General features: G+C 69.7%; 17 protein-coding genes and 2 tRNA genes. 11 read left to right on the top strand and 8 right to left on the bottom strand.

The annotated features are described in order from the left end of the window. Window positions 1-221 precede the first annotated feature (221 nt). The 6 genes from hemC to ACQZ13_RS20900 all read left to right on the top strand — a co-directional run bounded on the left by hemC (window position 222) and on the right by ACQZ13_RS20900 (window position 4,833). Complete coding sequence (gene hemC, locus ACQZ13_RS20925; RefSeq protein WP_431047772.1) at window positions 222-1,151, top strand: hydroxymethylbilane synthase; 930 nt, start codon at window positions 222-224, stop codon at window positions 1,149-1,151. Then, window positions 1,151-2,005, top strand: a complete 855-nt coding sequence (locus tag ACQZ13_RS20920; protein ID WP_431047770.1) for a uroporphyrinogen-III synthase — start codon at window positions 1,151-1,153, stop codon at window positions 2,003-2,005. The genes hemC and ACQZ13_RS20920 overlap by 1 nt, the downstream gene beginning before the upstream one ends. After that, a complete protein-coding gene (locus tag ACQZ13_RS20915) occupies window positions 2,002-3,177 on the top strand; it encodes a uroporphyrinogen-III C-methyltransferase (protein WP_431047768.1) in 1,176 nt (391 codons plus the stop codon). Before ACQZ13_RS20920 ends, ACQZ13_RS20915 begins: the two co-directional genes overlap by 4 nt. A 10-nt stretch (window positions 3,178-3,187) precedes the next feature. Then, a complete protein-coding gene (locus tag ACQZ13_RS20910; RefSeq protein ID WP_088405306.1) occupies window positions 3,188-4,435 on the top strand; it encodes a heme biosynthesis HemY N-terminal domain-containing protein in 1,248 nt (415 codons plus the stop codon). Between the two features lie 133 nt (window positions 4,436-4,568). Then, a tRNA-Arg gene (locus ACQZ13_RS20905) sits at window positions 4,569-4,645 on the top strand. Window positions 4,646-4,756: 111 nt separating this feature from the next. Continuing rightward, window positions 4,757-4,833: transfer RNA gene (locus tag ACQZ13_RS20900), tRNA-Arg, on the top strand. Between the two features lie 100 nt (window positions 4,834-4,933). Here ACQZ13_RS20900 and ACQZ13_RS20895 read toward each other — a convergent pair. Then, window positions 4,934-6,076 (bottom strand): CaiB/BaiF CoA transferase family protein, encoded by a 1,143-nt coding sequence (locus ACQZ13_RS20895; RefSeq protein WP_431047766.1) that lies wholly within the window; start codon window positions 6,074-6,076, stop codon window positions 4,934-4,936. Between the two features lie 106 nt (window positions 6,077-6,182). Here ACQZ13_RS20895 and greB point away from each other — a divergent pair, with 106 nt between their 5' ends. After that, window positions 6,183-6,752, top strand: coding sequence for a transcription elongation factor GreB (gene greB, locus ACQZ13_RS20890; RefSeq protein WP_431047764.1), 570 nt, complete (start codon window positions 6,183-6,185; stop codon window positions 6,750-6,752). On the opposite strand, the gene ACQZ13_RS20885 is transcribed toward greB, so the two are convergent. Then, window positions 6,753-9,017, bottom strand: a complete 2,265-nt coding sequence (locus tag ACQZ13_RS20885) for a RelA/SpoT family protein (RefSeq protein WP_431047762.1) — start codon at window positions 9,015-9,017, stop codon at window positions 6,753-6,755. It abuts the gene before it with no gap. Window positions 9,018-9,263: 246 nt separating this feature from the next. Between ACQZ13_RS20885 and ACQZ13_RS20880 the strand changes: the two genes are divergently transcribed. Together ACQZ13_RS20880 and ACQZ13_RS20875 are read left to right on the top strand one after the other, a co-directional pair. Next, the gene (locus ACQZ13_RS20880; protein ID WP_431047760.1) at window positions 9,264-9,944 is read left to right on the top strand and encodes a hypothetical protein; all 681 of its coding nucleotides are present in this window, start codon (window positions 9,264-9,266) and stop codon (window positions 9,942-9,944) included. A gap of 185 nt (window positions 9,945-10,129) precedes the next feature. Beyond that, window positions 10,130-10,384: a hypothetical protein gene (locus ACQZ13_RS20875; protein WP_088405312.1), complete on the top strand. Its 255-nt coding sequence runs from the start codon at window positions 10,130-10,132 to the stop codon at window positions 10,382-10,384. Between the two features lie 14 nt (window positions 10,385-10,398). On the opposite strand, the gene ACQZ13_RS20870 is transcribed toward ACQZ13_RS20875, so the two are convergent. After that, entirely contained in the window at window positions 10,399-10,551 is a 153-nt protein-coding gene (locus ACQZ13_RS20870) for a hypothetical protein (RefSeq protein WP_431047757.1), read from the bottom strand. A 77-nt stretch (window positions 10,552-10,628) separates the two neighbouring features. Here ACQZ13_RS20870 and ACQZ13_RS20865 point away from each other — a divergent pair, with 77 nt between their 5' ends. Both ACQZ13_RS20865 and ACQZ13_RS20860 read left to right on the top strand, forming a co-directional pair. Beyond that, complete coding sequence (locus ACQZ13_RS20865) at window positions 10,629-11,720, top strand: sensor histidine kinase (RefSeq protein ID WP_431047755.1); 1,092 nt, start codon at window positions 10,629-10,631, stop codon at window positions 11,718-11,720. 7 nt (window positions 11,721-11,727) lie between these two features. Continuing rightward, entirely contained in the window at window positions 11,728-12,582 is an 855-nt protein-coding gene (locus tag ACQZ13_RS20860) for a LytR/AlgR family response regulator transcription factor (RefSeq protein ID WP_431047753.1), read from the top strand. Window positions 12,583-12,633: 51 nt separating this feature from the next. Here ACQZ13_RS20860 and ACQZ13_RS20855 read toward each other — a convergent pair whose 3' ends face one another. From ACQZ13_RS20855 to kynB, 5 genes are all read right to left on the bottom strand, one after another. Beyond that, complete coding sequence (locus tag ACQZ13_RS20855) at window positions 12,634-12,915, bottom strand: hypothetical protein (protein ID WP_431047751.1); 282 nt, start codon at window positions 12,913-12,915, stop codon at window positions 12,634-12,636. Between the two features lie 131 nt (window positions 12,916-13,046). After that, entirely contained in the window at window positions 13,047-14,864 is a 1,818-nt protein-coding gene (locus ACQZ13_RS20850) for an aminopeptidase P family protein (RefSeq protein WP_431047749.1), read from the bottom strand. An 85-nt stretch (window positions 14,865-14,949) separates the two neighbouring features. Further along, complete coding sequence (kynA, locus tag ACQZ13_RS20845; protein ID WP_431047747.1) at window positions 14,950-15,873, bottom strand: tryptophan 2,3-dioxygenase; 924 nt, start codon at window positions 15,871-15,873, stop codon at window positions 14,950-14,952. Continuing rightward, window positions 15,870-17,177: a kynureninase gene (gene kynU, locus ACQZ13_RS20840; RefSeq protein WP_431047745.1), complete on the bottom strand. Its 1,308-nt coding sequence runs from the start codon at window positions 17,175-17,177 to the stop codon at window positions 15,870-15,872. The genes kynA and kynU overlap by 4 nt, the downstream gene beginning before the upstream one ends. A gap of 29 nt (window positions 17,178-17,206) precedes the next feature. Continuing rightward, entirely contained in the window at window positions 17,207-17,878 is a 672-nt protein-coding gene (gene kynB / locus ACQZ13_RS20835; RefSeq protein ID WP_431047743.1) for an arylformamidase, read from the bottom strand. Window positions 17,879-17,967 lie beyond the last annotated feature (89 nt).

The raw sequence follows: 17,967 nt of genomic DNA, 5'->3' as shown, positions 1-17,967 counted from the left end.
CGTCAGGGACCAGGGGAGGGGGTGATGTAACGAAGTTACCTTCGGTTGACTTTAGCAGTTTCTTCGTGCGCGGCTCGCCCGTTGGGGTGGCGTGACGTGGCGCTGGCGCCGCGACAAGCTCCGGGATCGCACAAGCCACGCTTCGCGGCAAACGAGCTTCCCTCCATGGAGGGACCGTCGGACCGGGGACAGGGGGCGCCGCTCGGCTAGCATGCCGGCCCATGAACCAAGAATTCGTGATCGCCACCCGCGAGAGCCGCCTGGCCCTCTGGCAGGCGGAACATGTGCAAGCCCTGCTGCGCGCGCGCGGCCTGGAAGTTCGGCTGCTCGGGATGACCACGCGCGGCGACCAGATCCTGGACCGCACGCTGTCGAAGGTCGGCGGCAAGGGCCTGTTCGTGAAGGAACTGGAAACGGCGCTGGAGGACGGTCGCGCGCAGCTTGCGGTGCATTCGCTGAAGGATGTGCCGATGGAACTGCCGGAGGGCTTCGTGCTCGCGGCGGTGCTGGAACGCGAGGACCCGCGCGATGCGCTCGTGTCGTCGAGCTATGACAGCCTCGCCGCGCTGCCGCAGGGCGCCTGCGTGGGCACGTCCAGCCTGCGCCGCGTGACGCAGCTGAAGAACCTGCGGCCGGACCTGCGCATCGAACCGCTGCGCGGCAACCTCGACACGCGGCTGCGCAAGCTCGACGAGGGCCAGTACGACGCGATCGTGCTTGCCGCCGCGGGGCTGAAGCGCCTGGACCTGGCCGGCCGCATCCGCCAGTACTTCGGCGTCGACGAGATGATCCCGTGCGCGGGGCAGGGCGCGCTGGGCATCGAGATCCGAGCCGGTCAGGCGCCGTTGACCACGCATCTCGAAGCGCTGGCCCATTCCTCGACCTGGCTGGCGGTCGCGGCGGAGCGCGCGGTTTCGCGCGAACTCGGCGGCAGTTGCTCGATGCCGCTGGCCGCGCACGCGGTCTGGACGGCCGAGGGGCAACTGACGCTCTCCGTCGCCCTGGGGCACCCGATCGAGCCGGAGCGGGCGCTCCTGCGGGCGGGTTCGCAGGCGGCGGTGGGGGATCTGGCCGCCGCCGAAGCGCTGGGCATCGCCGCCGCCGCGGCGCTGCGCGAGCTCGGCGCCACCGAGTACCTGAAGGACGTCTGATGGCGGGCGTCGCCGCCCCGGTCCGGTTGCTGCTGACCCGGCCGCAGGCCCAGGCCGACGACTGGGCCAGGCGCATGGCGACCCTGGGCGTGCCGACCGTCTCGTTCCCGCTGATCGACATCGAACCGGCCGACGATCCGGCGCCCATCGCGGCGGCCTGGTCGACCTTGCCGGTCACGGACCTGGCGATGTTCGTCAGTCCCAATGCCGTCGAGCATTTCTTCGACCGCCGGCCCGACGGCGCTCCGTGGCCGGACCGGACCTGGGCGGCGACCGTCGGTCCGGGAAGCGCGCGAGCACTGATCGAGCGCGGCGTGCCCGCGGCGCGGCTCGTGCAGCCGCCGGCGGGGTCGGACAGCCTCGACTCGGAACACCTGTGGCCGGAGCTGGTCCGCGTCGCGGGGGCGGACTGGTCCGGCCGCCGCGCGCTGCTGGTGCGAGGTGACGGCGGGCGGGAATGGCTGGGCGACCGGCTGCGCGACGCCGGTGCCGAAGTGGGCGCGGTCGGCGTCTATCGCCGCGCCTGTCCGAGGCTGTCGGCGGAGACCGGTGCGCTGCTGCGAACGGCCCTGCGGACGCCGGAGCGGCACATCTGGCTGTTCAGCAGTTCGGAGGCGATCGGCCACCTGGAGGCCCTCGAAAAGGGGACGCGGGAGACCGGTTCGGTCGGGGACCCGGCCCCCCTGACACCCCCCGCCTGGGGACGCGTGCGGGCGCTGGCCACGCACGAACGCATCGCGGTTCGCGCACAAACCCTCGGGGTGGGGCATGTGGTTTTGGTGCGACCCGAGGCGGAGGCCGTGGCGGCCGGGTTCCGGATGCTGTCAGGGTCCACCCTAGAATCGCCCACGTGAGCGAGACCACCACCCCAGCGGCCGACGTTCCGTCGCCCCACAAGCCCGCCCGGCAATCCGGCGCCACCCTGACCCAGGCCGTCGTGGCCTGCGTGGGTCTGGTGGCCCTGCTGGCCCTCGGTCTGGCCTGGCAGAGCCAGCAGCGGCTCAAGCAGGTCGAGCAGGAGCTCGTCCGGCGCCAGGACTCCAGCCAGAGCGAGGCCAACATCGCCCGCGACCAGGCGCGTCAGGCGCAGGACCTCAGCCGCGACACCGCGGCCAAGGTCGCGCTGCTGGACGCCCGGCTGGCCGAGGTCGCGGTGCAGCGCGAGCAACTCGAAGGGCTGATGCAGTCGATGAACCGCTCGCGCGACGAGAACGTCGTCGGCGACATCGAGGCCTCGCTGCGCGTGGCCATGCAGCAGAGCACGATCACCGGCAGCGCCGAGCCGCTGGTGGCCGCCCTGCGCCAGGCCGACGAGCGGCTGGGGCGCTACAAGCAGCCGCGCCTGGAAGGCGTGCGCCGCGCCGTGACGCGCGACCTGGAACGCATCAAGGCGGTCAGCGTGGTCGACGTGTCGACGCTGACGATCAAGCTGGACGAGGTCGTGCGCCAGGTCGACGATCTGCCGCTGCTGGCGGTCGCCCAGCCGGGACAGGACCCGGTCGAGGCGTCCGCGGCGCAACACCCGACCCCGTCGCCCGCCGCGAAGGCCGCCGCCCCGCGCCGGGCCGCCTCCGGCGGTGTCGCCGCGTCGGGCATCCAGGCCGGCGCATCGCAGGCCGGTACCGACGGCGAACCCGGCTGGTGGACCCGCCTCTGGGACCAGGCCGGCGAGCGGTGGACGACCTTGTCCGGCGACGTCTGGCGCGAAGCCCGCGGGCTGCTGCGCGTGACCCGGATCGACCACCCGGAAGCCGCGCTGATCGCGCCCGAACAGTCCTTCTTCCTGCGCGAGAACCTCAAGCTGCGGCTGCTCAACGCCCGGCTCGCGCTGCTGAGCCGCCAGTTCGACACCGCGCAGGTCGACCTGCGCGAGGCGCAGGCGATGCTGGACCGCTACTTCGACGGACGTTCGCGCAAGCTGACCCAGACGACGGAACTGCTGCGCCAGGTGCAGGGCCAGTCCCGGCAGGTGAGCGTGCCGCGCCCCGACGACACGCTGGCCGCGCTCAGCGCGGTCGCGCGTTGAGGAGATCGCCATGCGCATGGTGATCTGGCTGGTGCTGCTGTTCGTCGCGGCGGTGGTCGCGGCGCTCACGCTGGGCAACAACGACGGTCTCGCCAGCTTCTACTGGCGCGGCTGGCGCATGGACCTGTCGCTCAACCTGTTCCTGCTGCTGCTGGTGGCGGGCTGCTTCGCGCTGATGACGCTGATGCAGACGCTGGACGCGCTGCTGACGCTGCCCAAGCGGGCGCGCCAGTGGCGCATGGCCCAGCGCGAGCGCAGCGCCCAGATCGCCCTGCGCGAAGCCTGGGCGGAGTACTTCGGCGCCCGCTACAGCCGCGCGCAGAAGGCGGCGCAACGCGCGCTCGCCATCCAGGCGCAGACGCCCGACCTGGCGCAGGACGGCGCCTTCATGGCGCTGGCGCACCTGGTGGCCGCGCAGAGCGCCCACAAGCTGCAGGACCGCCGCAATCGCGACGAACACCTGCGTCAGGCGCTGCAGGTGGCTGCGACGTCGGCGGGCGCCCGCGTGCAGGAAGAGGGCGCCAGACTGCTGGCCGCCGAATGGGCGCTCGACGACCGCGACGCGCCGCGCGCGCTCGGACTGCTGCGCGAGCTGACGCCGGGCGTCGCGCGCCGCACGCAGGCGCTGAGATTGAAGCTGCAGGGCAGCCGTCTCGCGCACGAACCGCTGGAGGCGCTGCGCACGGCTCGCCTGCTGGCCAAGCATCAGGGCTTCTCCAAATCGGCGGCCCAGGGCCTGCTGCGTTCGCTCGCCTGCGAGGCGCTGGACACCGCGCGCGACATCGACCAGTTGCGCAGCATCTGGCAGCAACTGGACGCGTCGGACCGGCGCGACGTCTTCGTCGCCTCGCGGGCCGCGAACTGCGCGGCCGGACTGGGCGCGCCGGAAGATGGCCGCGGCTGGCTGCGCCCCTTCTGGGAATCGATCGCGGAGCAGGGCGCCGACGAGCGCCAGGCGCTGGCGGAGGCGCTGGTGCTGTGCATGCCGGGCCTCGGACCGGAATGGCTGCAGCGTCTGGAGGGGGCGGTCCTGCGTTTCCCGCGCGACGGGAAGATGGCCTTCGCCCTGGGACACGCGCTGGCGGAACGCCAGCTGTGGGGCAAGGCGCGCCTGATGCTGGAGCAGGCAGCCGAGGATCGCGAGCTGACGCTCAACGCCCGCCGCCGCAGCTGGCTGCGTCTGGCGGAGATGGCCGACCAGGACGAGGACTCGGAACGTCGCGCCCGCTGCTACGAGGCGGCCGCGCGTCTGGGCTGAGGATCTGGCAGGAAGGCCCGTGTTGCCGGGCCTCGACGAGGGATTGCGCGGTGACGCGGCGAGCGGATGGAATGTTTTTTCGTCGAGATACTTGCAGACCCTGAAAAACGCATGCTATAGTCGCAGTCTTTCAGCGGCTGTAGCTCAGTTGGATAGAGTACTTGGCTACGAACCAAGGGGTCGTGGGTTCGAATCCTGCCAGCCGCACCAGAAAAACTGTTGAATGTCCGGGTCACCGGAGATTCGGCAAGCAAAAGAAGAAGTAACAACAAAAACCTGGGATCGCTTCCACGACGGCGATTCCTGATCAGTAAAAGTCGAGCGGCTGTAGCTCAGTTGGATAGAGTACTTGGCTACGAACCAAGGGGTCGTGGGTTCGAATCCTGCCAGCCGCACCAAATAGAAAGCCAGCGTTGAAAGACGCTGGCTTTTTTCTTTGTCCGAATGAATTCCTGGTGATTCCGGATATTCATTCCCAATGGGACTTTGTGGCCCGCTTCAATCGCCTCGGGTGACATCGGGGCGAATATCGTCCGGACCGGATAACTCCTCCCGGATATCGCTGGCGCGCGCGGCGGCTCCCGGCCGGGCTGGCGTGCGCAAGAGTTTCGGCGCGGGCATCGGCCACGCGATCCCGTCCTGCATGAAGAAGTTGCGCCGGGCCTGATGGTGCGGATGCAAGGGCGCTTCGGCGGCGGTCAGCACGGGCGCGACGCAGGCGTCGCTGCCTTCGAACACGGCGACCCAATGCGCGAGCGGCTCCTGCCGGATCCGCGCGGCCACCGCATCGCGCAGGATCGGCCATTGCGCGCAATCGTCTTCCGGCCTTGCCGCCGCCGACGCGCCCTGCGCCAGGTCGAGGCGTTCCATGAGGGCCTGCTGGAACGGCGCCTCGATGGCGCCGAGCGACAGCCAGCGCCCGTCCGCGCACTCGAAGCAGTCGTAGAAGTGGGAGCGATGCAGGAAGAGGTTGCGCGTCGGATCGTCGTCCCAGCGTCCGCCGGCACGCAGCGCCTGGATGAGCGTTCCCATGTAGCCGACGCCGTCGACGATCGCGGCGTCCACGACCTGACCGCGCCCCGAGCGACGCGACTCCCACAGCGCGCACATCAGTCCGAAGAGCATCGTCAAGGCGCCGCCGCCGATGTCGCCGAGCAAGGTGGCCGGCAGTGCAGGCGGCTGCCCTGGGCGGGCCGCAAACGGCATCAGCCCGCTCAATGAGACGTAGTTGATGTCGTGGCCTGCACGCTGTGCCAGCGGTCCGTCCTGGCCCCATCCGGTGAGCCGGGCGTAGACCAACTTCGGATGCGCCGCGAGCAGGGTGTCCGGACCGAGGCCGAGCCGCTCCATCACCCCGGGCCGGAAGCCTTCGATCAACGCGTCGGCGCCGGCGACGAGCTCGCGGACCCGGGCCAGTCCCGCAGGCGATTTCAGGTCCGCCTGCACGACGGTCTTGCCGCGGTTCAGCGCCGCGCCGCCGCCGAGCCGCGTCTCGCCGCCCGGCCGCTCGACGACAGTCACCTCGGCGCCGAAGTCGGCCAATGCGAGCCCCGCGAACGGTGCGGGGCCGATGCCGGCGAACTCCACGATCCTCAATCCGCTCAGAGGCCCGCGCGCGCCCTGGTCCGTCGTGTCGTTCATGCCGCGCCCTTCTTGGAGATGTGGGATCGTCACACCATAGCGTGCCTGCGCAGCGGTCTCCGGCGTGCAGGACGAAGACCCGATCAGGGCGCGACACAATAGGCGCATGAGCAAGGCATTCACGAAGGAATCCGAGAGCGACGACGATGACGACGGCCCGTCGCTGCCCGCGTTGCCCCAGGGGTCTCGCAACTACATGACGCCGGCCGGCTACGCGCGGCTGCGCGCGGAGTTCATGCAGCTGCTGGACGTCGAGCGTCCCAAGATCGTCGAGATCGTGTCCTGGGCCGCCAAGAACGGCGACCGCTCGGAGAACGGCGACTACCTCTACGGCAAGAAGCGCCTGCGCGAGATCGACCGCCGCCTGCGCTTCCTGACGAAGCGGCTGGACATCGCCGAGGTCGTCGACCCGAGCGCGCATCACGGCAGCGACCAGGTGTTCTTCGGCGCGACGGTGACCTACGCCAATGCGAAGGGGGAGGAGCGCACCATCACCATCAAGGGCATCGACGAGTCGGACAGCCTGGCGGGCGAGGTGAGCTGGGTGTCGCCGATCGCGCGCACGCTGATCAAGGCGCGCGAAGGCGACGAGCTCCAGCTGGCCACGCCGGTCGGCGTGGAGACGATCGAGATCGTCGAGGTCCGATACCCCGAGCCGCCGGCGCCGGGCGCCTGATCAGGGTTTCACGCGCCAGGCGCGCATCACCGCGCTGGAGCGCTTGAGCGTGCGCAGCGCATCGGCCAGATGGAGGCGGTCGCGCACGGCCAGCAACAGCGTCATCTCCGCCGTCTCGCGCTGCTGCGAGTCGTCGCTCATGGCGATGTGGGTGATGTCGGCTTCCGCGCTGCTGACCGCGGTCGCGATCTGCGCCAGCACGCCCTTGCCGTTGCGCATCAGCACGCCGACTTCCGCCTCGAAGCTGCGGCTCAGTTCCTCGCCCCAGCCCACGGCGATCCAGTGCTCGCTGTCGCGCTGGAACAGGCGACGTCCCACCGAGCACTCGGCGGTGTGCACCACCAGCCCCTCGCCGCGGCCGAGGTAGCCCTTGATGTCGTCGCCGGGAATCGGCCGGCAGCAGGTGGCCAGCCGCACCGAGGCGCCCTCGCTGCCGTCGATCAACACCTGACCCTGCGCCGGCGCGTCGTCGGTGGCGAAACGGCCCATCGTCAGGAGCACGGCGTCGGGTCGCTGCCCCTGGTCGGAGAGCGTGCGCGCCAGCTTCTTCGCGACGATGGTGGCGATCTTGCGTCCGAGCCCGATCTCGACGAGCAGCTCGTCCACATGGCGGTTGCCCGCCCAGCGCGCCAGGTCCTGCCACAACGCGGCGGCGGTCTCGTCCTCGGGCTGGAGGCTGGGCAGCGCCAGGCCTTCCGCGCGCAGCGCCTGCGCCAGCATCTTGTGGCCGAGCTCGCGCGATTCCTCCTGCTCCAGGTTCTTCAGGAAGTGCCGGATCTTGGAACGCGCCCGTCCGGTCCGCACGAAGCTCAGCCAGGCCGGATTGGGCCGCGCGCCGGCGGCGGTGACCACCTCGATCACGTCCCCGCTGCGCAGTTCGGTGCGCAGCGGCACGGGCTCGCCGTTCACCTTCGCGGCGACGCAATGGTCGCCCACGTCCGAGTGGATCGCGTAGGCGAAGTCCACCGGCGTCGCGCCCTTGGGCAGGGCCATGATCTTGGACTTCGGCGTGAACACGTAGACCGCGTCGGGGAACAGGTCGATCTTGACGTGCTCCAGGAACTCGGTGGCGTCGCGGGTCTCGTCCTGGATGTCCAGCAGCGACTGCAGCCAGCGCGATCCCAGCTGCTGCGCGCCCTTGGCGTCGCCCTTGCTCTTGTACAGCCAGTGCGCGGCCACGCCCTTCTCGGCGACCATGTGCATGGCCTCGGTGCGCATCTGGAATTCCACCGGCGTGCCCAGCGGGCTCACCAGCGTCGTGTGCAGCGACTGGTAGCCGTTGGGCTTGGGAATGGCGACGTAGTCCTTGAAGCGGCCCGGCTGCGGCTTGTAGAGCTGGTGCAGCACGCCCAGCGACCAGTAGCACTGCGGCAGGTCCTGCACGATGACGCGGAAGCCGAAGATGTCGCTCACCTGCGCGAAGCTCAGGTGCTTCTCTCTCATCTTCTTGTAGATGCTGAACAGCGTCTTCTCGCGGCCCTGGATCTCCACGCGCAGGTTGGCCTCCGAGAAGGCCTTCTGCACGTCGCGCTCGATGCGCGACACCAGGTCGCGCCGGTGTCCGCGGGCCTTGGTCACCGCCTTGGCCAGCGCGCCGTGGCGCCACGGGTGGATGTACTGGAACGACAGTTCCTGCAGTTCGCGGTAGATCTCGTTGAGGCCGAGCCGGTGGGCGATCGGCGCGTAGATGTCCAGCGTCTCGCGGGCGATGCGTCGGCGCTTGTCGAACGCCATGTGCTGCATCGTGCGCATGTTGTGCAGGCGGTCGGCCAGCTTGATCAGGATGACCCGGACGTCCCGCGCCATCGCCAGCAGCATCTTGCGGAAGCTCTCCGCCTGTGATTCCTCGCGGGTCGAGAACTGCAGCTTGTCCAGCTTGGTCAGGCCGTCGACCAGTTCGGCGGTCGGCGCCTCGAAGCGCTCGATCAGCTCGGTCTTGGTGACGCCGCAGTCCTCCATGGCGTCATGCATCAGCGCGGCCATGATGGCCTGCGCGTCCAGGCGCCAGTCGGCGCACAGGCCGGCCACGGCGATCGGATGGGTGATGTAGGGTTCCCCGCTGGCCCGGAACTGGCCCAGATGGGCCTCGTCCGCGAACTTGTAGGCCTCCCGGATGCGCTTCACGTCCGCCTTGGGCAGATAGTGCAGACGATCGACGAGCGCGTCGAACGACGACGCCTCGGCGGCGGTGTCCGGCGCGGCCTTGGGGCCGGCCAGGCCGGTCAGGCCAGGAATGTGAGCGGTTGCGAAGGAGCGGAGACCCATGCGGTGCAATTTAACCGATGGCGGGAGGGGTTTCCGGCGAGTGGACTTGCCGCCTGGACCCCCCTTCAGGCCCGGGTTTAAGGGTTTATCCCTATCAAGAAAGTGCGAAAGGTGCGGATCGAGGCCTAAAGTCCGGAGATCGCCCGCCGATAAACCGAACATGCCCTGGAAGGGCGACGGCCCGGGACTGGTCCCGGCCCGGCATCCGCTGGCCGAAATGTGCGGACACCTCGCGGGAGGCTCGCCATGATTCCTGTTTCCAACAACTCAACGACTTTGAACGGTCCCGGTGCGACCACCGGGCAGTCGGCGCGCGTGCGTGAAGCAGGCGTGGACGAATCCTCGACGGCGTCGCCGGTCGAAGCCTCCGCCGTGGTGAGCCTGTCGCCGCAGGCGGCGAGTCTGGCCGCGTCCAGCCTGACCAGCGCTTCCGCGCCTGTCCAGGCGGCCACCGGACCCGCCGTGGCGGTGCGCACGGCGATCGCCGAGCCCGTCAGCGCCACGCCCGCCGCGCCGGCCGCCCAACTGGCGGCGGCCCAATCGGCGACAGCCCAATCGGCTGCTGTCCAGTCGGCGGCGGCTCAACCGTCGGTGGCCCAGACGCCCGCACCCGCGCCCGCTCCGGTGGCTGCGGCGCCCGCCAGCCCCGTGACGGTGACGGCGCAGAGCACCTCCTTCCAGCCGTCGAATGCCCGGGCAGCCGTGGTGTCCACGCAGGAGAAGTTCCCTGCGCCGATCAGCCTCGTGCCCAACCTGGTCTACGCGGAGGCCGACTCCGACCAGAACGGCGTCATCTCGCCGTCGGAGCGCCGCTCGTACGACGTTCTGCACCCCACGCTGGGCCAGCGCCCGGCGGACGTGCCGCCCAAGCGCGTCGTGGACGCCGAACTGCGCGAATACGCGTCGATCGCCAAGAACCAGTTCTGAGCCTGTCGGGCCGGGGCGGTCGCCCCGCTGGCCCGCCTTCGGCCGATATCACCCGATGGGGGGATCCGGGACGGACTCCCCCTTCCGAGGGCCCTCCTCAGTTGGGTATGCAGCGCGCGATCCAGCGCGCAAAGTGGACTCCATCGCGGCTCCGGACGAGCTGCCTGTCGTTGAAGGAGTCAGCCATGCACTTCGCCGAAATCGAGACCGGGGATTACCGCATCTACGCGGGCGCGATCGAGCGCCCCCGCCAGTTCGGCTACGTGGCGGCGGTCGTCGTGGTGAGGACCAGCTTCAACGAGGCGATGAACAAGCGCGAGGCGTTCCGGGACGAGAACCTCGCCGGCGGCTACGGCTGGGCGACACCGGCGGAGGCGCTGCGTTTCGCCATCAATGCCGGCAAGGAAGCCGTGATGTGCCGGATCGGCATGTACGCATGAGGGCCGCAACGCACTCAGGCGGCATGACTGAAGCCGCCATGTTCGGGGACGACCTGTCCGACGATGAACTGTTCGAGGATTTCCTCAGTTCGCTGCCGCGCGTGGGGGCGCAGGCCGCCCCGGCCGCCCCAGCCGCCCCGGTCGTGACTCCGGTGGTCGTGGCTCAAGCGGCTCATCCCGTGCTTCGTCGCGTGAGCGCCCGCCCGCGCTTGGATCGCGGTGTCCGGCCCGTTATCGTGCGGGCATGTCGACCCCGGTCCTCCCTGTCAGCCCGATCGAGCCCCCGCATCCGGCCTGGCACGGTTTCGTCTCCTACCTGACGCCGCAGCGCGTCCTGCTGGCGCTCGCGCTGGCCACCGTCTTCGCGCTGGCGCTGCAACCGATCTTCATCACGCCGTTCCCGGTCCTGCTGGGGCGGACGATGTTCGTGGGCATGCTGGCGCTGCTGGCCTTCTCGGCGGCCGGGCAATGGCCGCGGCGCCTGCCGGGCTGGTGGGCCCGCTGGCTGTTCCAGGTCGTCGTCGTTGCGGCGGCGGTGCCGCTGGCCACGCTGGCGGTCTACATGGTCGCCGTCGGCGGCGACTTCTCCAGCTTCGTCGAGTCCGAGTCCCGGATGCTCGGCTTCCTCTGGATCGCGGGCTCGGGCCTGGTCGTCGGCCCCTTGCTGGCGATGGGTGCGCTCTACCGGCAGCGCGACGCGGAAGCCCGCAACCAGGCGCTCAGTTTCGAACTCGAACGCAGCGAGCTGGAGCGCCAGGCCCTGGATGCCCGTCTGCGGCTGCTCCAGGCGCAGGTCGAGCCCCATTTCCTGTTCAACACCTTGGCCAACGTCCGCGCGCTGGTGGAGACCGGTTCGCCCCAGGCCGCGCCCGTGCTGAGGAGCCTGATCGCCTATCTGCGCGCCGCCATGCCGCGTCTGCAGGGCGATACCACGGCGCTGTCGGACGAGGTCGCGCTGGTGCGCGCCTACCTGGAACTGATGCACCTGCGCATGCCGGACCGGCTGGATTACCAGGTCGACCTGCCGCCCGAGCTCGACAGCCTGCGTTTCCCGCCCATGGCCTTGCTGACGCTGGTCGAGAACGCCGTGCGACACGGAATCGACCCGAGCGAGGAGGGCGGCCGCATCGAGGTCGGCGGCGCGCTGCACGACGGGCAGGTGCGGCTGTGGGTCAGCGACACCGGCGTTGGCATGACGCAGAGCATGGGCAGCGGGACCGGGCTGCGCAACCTGCGCGAGCGGCTGACGCTGTTCTACGGTCTCGGCGCCGACTTGGCGCTCACCGAGAATCTGCCCCACGGTCTGCGCGCCGAAGTGCGCTTCACCCCGCAATGACATGAGCTTGTCCTCCACCGCTCCCACCGCTCCCACCGCTCCCATCGCTCCCACCGCGCTGATCGCCGACGACGAACCGCTGCTGCGCGACAGCCTGCAGCGCAGCCTCGGCCTGCTGTGGCCGGAACTGCGTGTCGTCGCACAGGCGCGCAACGGGCGCGAGGCGGTGGAGATGTTCGAAGTCCACCGGCCCGACATCGCCTTCCTGGACGTCCACATGCCGGGCCTGAACGGGATGGAGGCGGCGCGGCAGATCGCGCGTCAGGCCCACGTCGTGTTCGTGACCGCCTTCGAGGAATACGCCTTGCAGGCCTTCGAGCGCGGCGCGATCGACTACCTCGTCAAGCCGGTCGACGACGCTCGGTTGGCCGACACGGTCGGTCGGCTGAAGGAACGTCTGTCCGAGCAGCCGCGGCACCCGCGCGGCGAGGGCAGTCAGGCGGCGCTGGAGGCCGTCATCGACGAACTCGCGCGCCGCATGGCCCGCCCGCCGGGCGCGCCCGCGCCGGCGGCCGGCGGCCTCGCGACGGACACCGGTCCGTTGCAGTGGATACGCGCGTCGGTCGGCTCGACCTTGAAACTGATTCCCGTCGACGAGATCCTGTTCCTGCGGTCGGACGAGAAGTACACGCTGGTCGTCACCGCGGAGGGGGAGGCGCTCATCCGCACGCCGATCCGCGAGCTGATCGAGCGGCTCGACGCCCAGCGTTTCGTGCAGGTGCACCGGTCGGTGGTGGTGAACCTGCACGCGATCAGCCACGTCACGCGCGGTCCCAACGAGACCGCGGACCTCCACCTGAAGGCCCGCCCGGAGGTGCTGCCGGTCAGCCGCAGCTACCTGCACCTGTTCCGGCAGATGTGAAAGGGACGGTGGGAGGGACCGGCCTCGCCGGTCCCGGGGCGCCTGCGATGCTCAGCGCGCGGGCTGCGCCTTCTCCAGCGGCTGAGGCGCGGCCGGCAGCGGCACCTGCTGGGTCTTGCCCTGCACGACGACCGGTTCCAGCTGCCACATCGGCGCGGCGACGTTGACCATCTGCACGACGGCCATCACCGCCACCGCGATGATCGCGAGCATCAACGCGGTATGCATCGCGCCGTCGGAGAAGCGGTGCATCTCGCGTTCGTCGTTGGGCGACGGCTTGTGCCGTGCCAGTGCGCGCCAGCCGTTCCACGCCTGAGAGAGTCGGGTGTCCATGGTCTCTGCTCCTCGTCGACAACCTGCAACAAGTCTAGGTCGCGCCCCGGAGCGCTTCCAGCAGGCCCGGACGTAAAAAAGCGCGGCTCAGCCGCGCTTTTCCGCAGTCCGTCGCAGGGACGGTCGCCGCCTCAACGATGCAGCGCTTGCGTGCGGGTGTTCAGCCAGGCCAGCGCCTCGCCGTCGACCAGCGGCGCCAGGCGGCGGCGCACCTCGGCGTGATACGCGTTCAGCCAGGTGAGTTCCTCTTCCGACAGGAGACCCACCGCGATGCAGCGCGTGTCGATCGGGCACAGCGTCAGCGTCTCGAACGCCAGCATCTCGCCGAACTGCCCCTTTTCGGGGGTGTCGAGACCGACGTTCAGCACCAGGTTCTCGATCCGCACCCCCCATTGGCCGGGGCGGTACAGGCCGGGCTCGATCGACGTGATCATGCCGGGTTCCATCGCCATGTTCGCGTCCGGAACGGCCTTCGAAATGCTCTGCGGGCCCTCGTGCACGTTCATGAAGTAGCCGACGCCGTGGCCGGTGCCGTGGCCGTAGTCCAGGCCGTGGGCCCACAGCGGCGCGCGGGCGATCGCGTCGAGCATCGGGCTCAGCGTGCCGCGCGGGAACGCGGTGCGCGACAGCGCGATCGTGCCCTTGAGCACCAGCGTGTAGTCGCGCTTGTGGTCATCGGTGATGGTGCCGATCGGCCAGACGCGGGTGATGTCGGTCGTGCCGCCGAGGTACTGGCCGCCGGAGTCGATCAGCAGCAGGCCGTCGCCGTCGATCTGGGAGAAGGACTCGGGCGTCGCGCGGTAGTGCGGCATCGCGCCGTTGGCGTTGAAGCCGGCGATGGTCGAGAACGACAGGCCGACGAAGCCCGGGCGCTTGGCGCGCTCGGCGGTCAGGCGCTCGTCGATGGTCAGCTCGGAGATCGCCTCGCCGCGCGCCATCGCCGCTTCGAACCACGCGTAGAACGCGCACATCGCGGCGCCGTCCTGGGCCATGGCTTCGCGGATGAACTGCGATTCCTCGGCGTTCTTGCGGCTCTTCAGCAGCGTGCTGGGGTTGATGGCCTCGACGACGGTCGCCGACGCGGGCAGCGATTCGCGCAGACCGAGCGTCACGCGGCGCGGATCGATCAGCACCTTCGCGTCCGCGGGGAGGGCGCCCAGCGTGACGCGGGCGTCGGCATAGGGGGCGAGGCGCACGCCGTCGGCCGCGAGGCGCTGCTCCAGCGCCGCGTCGATCTTTCCGGGCTGCACGAACAGCGTCGCGCCGTTCTTCTCGAGCAGCGCGTGAGCGAGGAACACGGGGTTGTAGGTCACGTCCGAGCCGCGCAGGTTGAACAGCCAGGCGATGTCGTCGACGCTGGAGATCAGGTGATGCGAGGCGCCGTGCTTGGCCATGCCGTCGCGCACCTGTTTGAGCTTGTCGGCGCGGCTGACGGTGGCTTGGGGCGAGGCGTGTTCGTAGATGGGGGCGTCGGGCAGGCCGGGGCGGTCGTCCCAGGCCTGGTCGATCAGGTCGACGGCGGTGTTGATCAGGACGCCCTTGGCGCCGAGTGCGGCGCGCAGTTGCTGCGCGACCGCGAGTCCGAGGACCTGCCCGTCGACGACCAGCGTCTGGCCGGTCTGGAGTTTCTCGGCGATCCAGGCGATGTGCTGGCTGGACGCGCCGTTGGGAATCTTGAAGAGGGAGATGCCGCTGTCGGCGAGTTCGCGTTCGGCGGAGGTCCAGTAGCGGCTGTCGGCGAAGAGTTGGGCGTCGTCGGCGGTGACGACGAGGGTGCCCATGGAGCCGGTGAATCCGGAGAAGACTTCGCGGGCTTGCCAGCGTCGCGGCAGGTACTCGGAGAGATGGGGGTCGGCCGAGGGGACCAGGATGGCGTGTGCGCCGGCGTTGCGCAGCGCGTCGCGCAATCTGGAGATGCGCAGCTTGATCTGGGAAAGGCGGGTATCCATGGTGGGCCTCGGCGGGTTGGCGAGCGGACCGTGGGTGGCCGGATAGGCCGCCCACTTCGAAGTGCCCGAATTGTAGGAGGCTCCGTCAGAGCTCTGTGCGCAGCGCCCACAGCTCTGGGAACAGCACGACGTCGAGCATCTTGCGCAGATAGCTGACCCCGCCGGTTCCGCCGGTGCCGCGCTTGAAGCCGATGACGCGTTCGACGGTGGTGACGTGGCGGAATCGCCAAAGCCGGAAGGCGTCTTCGAGGTCCACGAGTTCTTCGCCCATCTGGTACAGGTCCCAGTGTGCTTTCGGATCTCGGTAGACCTCCAGCCAGGCGGCCTTGACGCCGTCGTCGGCGGAGCGGGGCTGGGTCCAGTCGCGGTCGAGCGCATGGGCGGGCACCTCGATGCCGCGGCGCTTCATCAGGCGCAGGACTTCGTCGTACAGGGAGGGCGCTTCGTAGGCCGCCTGGACCTCGGCGAGCAGGTCGGCGCGATGCGCATGCGGCTTGAGCATCGCCGCATTCTTGTTGCCGAGCATGAACTCGATGCGTCGGTACTGCGCGCTCTGGAAGCCGCTGCTGTTGGAGAGGTAGGGTCGGATGGCCGAGTATTCCGGCGGCGTCATCGTGCTGAGCACGTCCCAGGCGTGGACGAGCTGCTCCATGATCCGCGACACCCGCGCCAGCATCTTGAAAGCTTCGGGCAACTGGTCCGATGCGACGTGCGTCACTGCGCCGTGCAGCTCGTGCAGCATCAGCTTCATCCACAGCTCCGAGGTCTGGTGCTGGATGATGAAGAGCATCTCGTTGTGGTCGGGCGAGAGCGGGTGTTGCGCGCTCAGCACCTGGTCCAGGCGGAGGTAGTCGCCGTAGCTCATGTCCTTGGAGAAGTCGAGCTGCGCGCCTTCCTCGCGGACGATGGCTTCGCCGCCTGGTCCGAGGTCTTTCCCCGCCTTGCCGTCCGCCTTGCCGTCCGCCGTGCCGTCCGCCGTGCCGGCGCCGTGTCCCATCGGGCAACTCATGTCACTGCCGCCTTCTTGTTGAAGCGCGCCTCGCGCCATTCTCCGGTGGCCAGGACCTGATGCAGGTGCTCGACCGCGTCCCAGGCGTCGGCGAAGCCGATGTACAGCGGCGTGAAGCCGAAGCGCAGGATGTGCGGCACCTCGTCGAGCCGGGCCGGATCACCCGCGCGGAAGTCGCCGATCACGCCGCGCTCGATCAGCGCCTGCACGACCGCGTAGCCGGCCGTCTCGTGCAGCGGCGCCTTCAGCGCCAGGCAGACCTGGCTGCCGCGCTGCGCGGCGTCGCGCGGCGAGACGACGTAGATGCCCTGTGCGCCGCAACGCTGCTCGGCCAGGCGCGCGAAGAGCTCGGTCAATGCGATCGACTTCTCGCGCAGCGCCGCCATGCCGCCGAAGGGCTCGGCCGCGAGCAGCGTGTCGACGCCGCATTCCAGCGCGGCTGTCGACAGGATCGCCGGCGTGCCGCAGATGTAGCGCTTGATGCCGGCGGCCGGCGCGTAATTCGAGGTGAACTGGAACGGCGACGCATGCCCCAGCCAGCCCGACAGCGGCTGCCAGAAGCGGTCGGCATGGCGCGGATGCGCCCAGACGAAGGCCGGTGCGCCGGGTCCGCCGTTGAGGTACTTGTAGCCGCAGCCGATGGCGAAATCCGCATCCGCGGCGTTCAGGTCGACCGGGATCGCGCCCGCGGAGTGCGCGAGGTCCCACACGGTCAGCGCGCCGGCTGCATGGGCTGCGACGGTCACCGCCTTCATGTCGTGCTTGCGGCCGGTCCGGTAGTTGACCTCCGTCAGCATCAACACGGCGAGTTTCTCGTTCAACAGTCCCGGGATCTCATCGACCTGATCAACGAGATGGAGCGTCATGCCGAACTGCTCGGCCAGGCTCTCCGCGATGTAGAGGTCGGTGGGGAAGTTGCTGCGCTCGGAGACGACGACCGTGCGTCGGCCGTCGGCATCGCCGGCCTTGGCGATGCGCAGCGCCGCGCTCAGCACCTTGTAGAGGTTGAGCGAGGTCGAGTCCGCGACGATGGTCTCACCCGGCTTCGCGCCGATCAGGCGGCCGATCTTGTCGCCGATGCGCGAGGGCAGGTCGATCCAGCCGGCGGTGTTCCAGCTCTTGATCAGGTCGCGGCCCCATTCGTCGGCGATCACCTGCTGCACGCGGGCGGCCGTGGACTTGGGCATCGCGCCCAGCGAATTGCCGTCCAGGTAGAGCGTGCCCGCCGGCAGCGAGAACTGGTCCTTCAGCGGCGCCAGCGGATCGGCGGCGTCCAGGGCCAGGCAGTCTTGTCTTGTCGTCATCGATGGTCCAGATGATTTCGGAAGAGGGGTCAGAGCGAGCGCAGCACCGCGCGCACCGGCGACGCGCAGGCGCCGGCGAGCTTGAGCGGCAGCGCGATCAATTCGTAGTCGCCTTCGGGCACCTCGTCGAGCACGAGGTTCTCCAGCACCCGCAGATCCAGGCGCAGCAGCCGCTGGTGGCTGTCCAGCGTCTTGCTGGTCGCGGGGTCCACGCTCGGCGTGTCGAGTCCGATCAGCTTCACGCCGCGCGCGGCCAGCCATTCGACGGTCTCGGGCGCATAGGCGCTGAACTCGGGATTCCAGGCGGTGTCCGCGCGCTCGTTGCAGCGCACCAGCACGCGCGCCGGCAGGTCCCGCGCGGCGTGTTCCAGATGCTCGACGCGGATCAGCGGTCCGCAGCCGATCGCATGGATCACGCGGCAGGGACCGAGGTAGGGATCGAGCGCCACCTCCGCCGCGCTCGCCACGCCGTCGGCGTAATGCAGCGGCGCATCGGCATGCGCGCCGACGTGCGGCGACATCGTGATCGCGCTCAGGTTCACCGGGCACTCCGGCGAAAGACGCGCGGTCCACTTCAGCGCGTAGGGCTCGTCGCCGGGAAAGATCGGCGCGTCGGGCGCCACCACCGGCGAGATGTCCCACAGCGAGCGCTGGGTGGGTCGTTCGGACGATCGTTGGGAGGATGGGCTGGTTGACTTCATCTGCTGCTCCTGCCGGGCCTTCGGCACGACGGCGCGCACCTTAGCGCGCGGTCCCGGACCGTGGTGTCGGTTAATTCCAACAAGGCCGG

The sequence above is a fragment of the Roseateles sp. L2-2 genome (assembly GCF_050613215.1).
Lineage (GTDB): Bacteria > Pseudomonadota > Gammaproteobacteria > Burkholderiales > Burkholderiaceae_C > Roseateles > Roseateles noduli.
The sequence above is the reverse complement of the archived record's forward strand: the minus strand, read 5'-3'. Positions and strand labels throughout refer to the sequence as shown.

What these genes read in the sequence shown, in the direction of transcription:
- ACQZ13_RS20895 (WP_431047766.1), bottom strand. Translation starts at nt 6,076, where the DNA reads ATGAACGACACGACGGACCAGGGCGCGCGCGGGCCTCTGAGCGGATTG.
- hemC (WP_431047772.1), top strand. Translation starts at nt 222, where the DNA reads ATGAACCAAGAATTCGTGATCGCCACCCGCGAGAGCCGCCTGGCCCTC.
- kynU (WP_431047745.1), bottom strand. Translation starts at nt 17,177, where the DNA reads ATGACGACAAGACAAGACTGCCTGGCCCTGGACGCCGCCGATCCGCTG.
- greB (WP_431047764.1), top strand. Translation starts at nt 6,183, where the DNA reads ATGAGCAAGGCATTCACGAAGGAATCCGAGAGCGACGACGATGACGAC.
- kynA (WP_431047747.1), bottom strand. Translation starts at nt 15,873, where the DNA reads ATGAGTTGCCCGATGGGACACGGCGCCGGCACGGCGGACGGCACGGCG.
- ACQZ13_RS20850 (WP_431047749.1), bottom strand. Translation starts at nt 14,864, where the DNA reads ATGGATACCCGCCTTTCCCAGATCAAGCTGCGCATCTCCAGATTGCGC.
- ACQZ13_RS20910 (WP_088405306.1), top strand. Translation starts at nt 3,188, where the DNA reads ATGCGCATGGTGATCTGGCTGGTGCTGCTGTTCGTCGCGGCGGTGGTC.
- ACQZ13_RS20855 (WP_431047751.1), bottom strand. Translation starts at nt 12,915, where the DNA reads ATGGACACCCGACTCTCTCAGGCGTGGAACGGCTGGCGCGCACTGGCA.
- ACQZ13_RS20865 (WP_431047755.1), top strand. Translation starts at nt 10,629, where the DNA reads ATGTCGACCCCGGTCCTCCCTGTCAGCCCGATCGAGCCCCCGCATCCG.
- ACQZ13_RS20875 (WP_088405312.1), top strand. Translation starts at nt 10,130, where the DNA reads ATGCACTTCGCCGAAATCGAGACCGGGGATTACCGCATCTACGCGGGC.
- ACQZ13_RS20885 (WP_431047762.1), bottom strand. Translation starts at nt 9,017, where the DNA reads ATGGGTCTCCGCTCCTTCGCAACCGCTCACATTCCTGGCCTGACCGGC.
- ACQZ13_RS20920 (WP_431047770.1), top strand. Translation starts at nt 1,151, where the DNA reads ATGGCGGGCGTCGCCGCCCCGGTCCGGTTGCTGCTGACCCGGCCGCAG.
- ACQZ13_RS20880 (WP_431047760.1), top strand. Translation starts at nt 9,264, where the DNA reads ATGATTCCTGTTTCCAACAACTCAACGACTTTGAACGGTCCCGGTGCG.
- kynB (WP_431047743.1), bottom strand. Translation starts at nt 17,878, where the DNA reads ATGAAGTCAACCAGCCCATCCTCCCAACGATCGTCCGAACGACCCACC.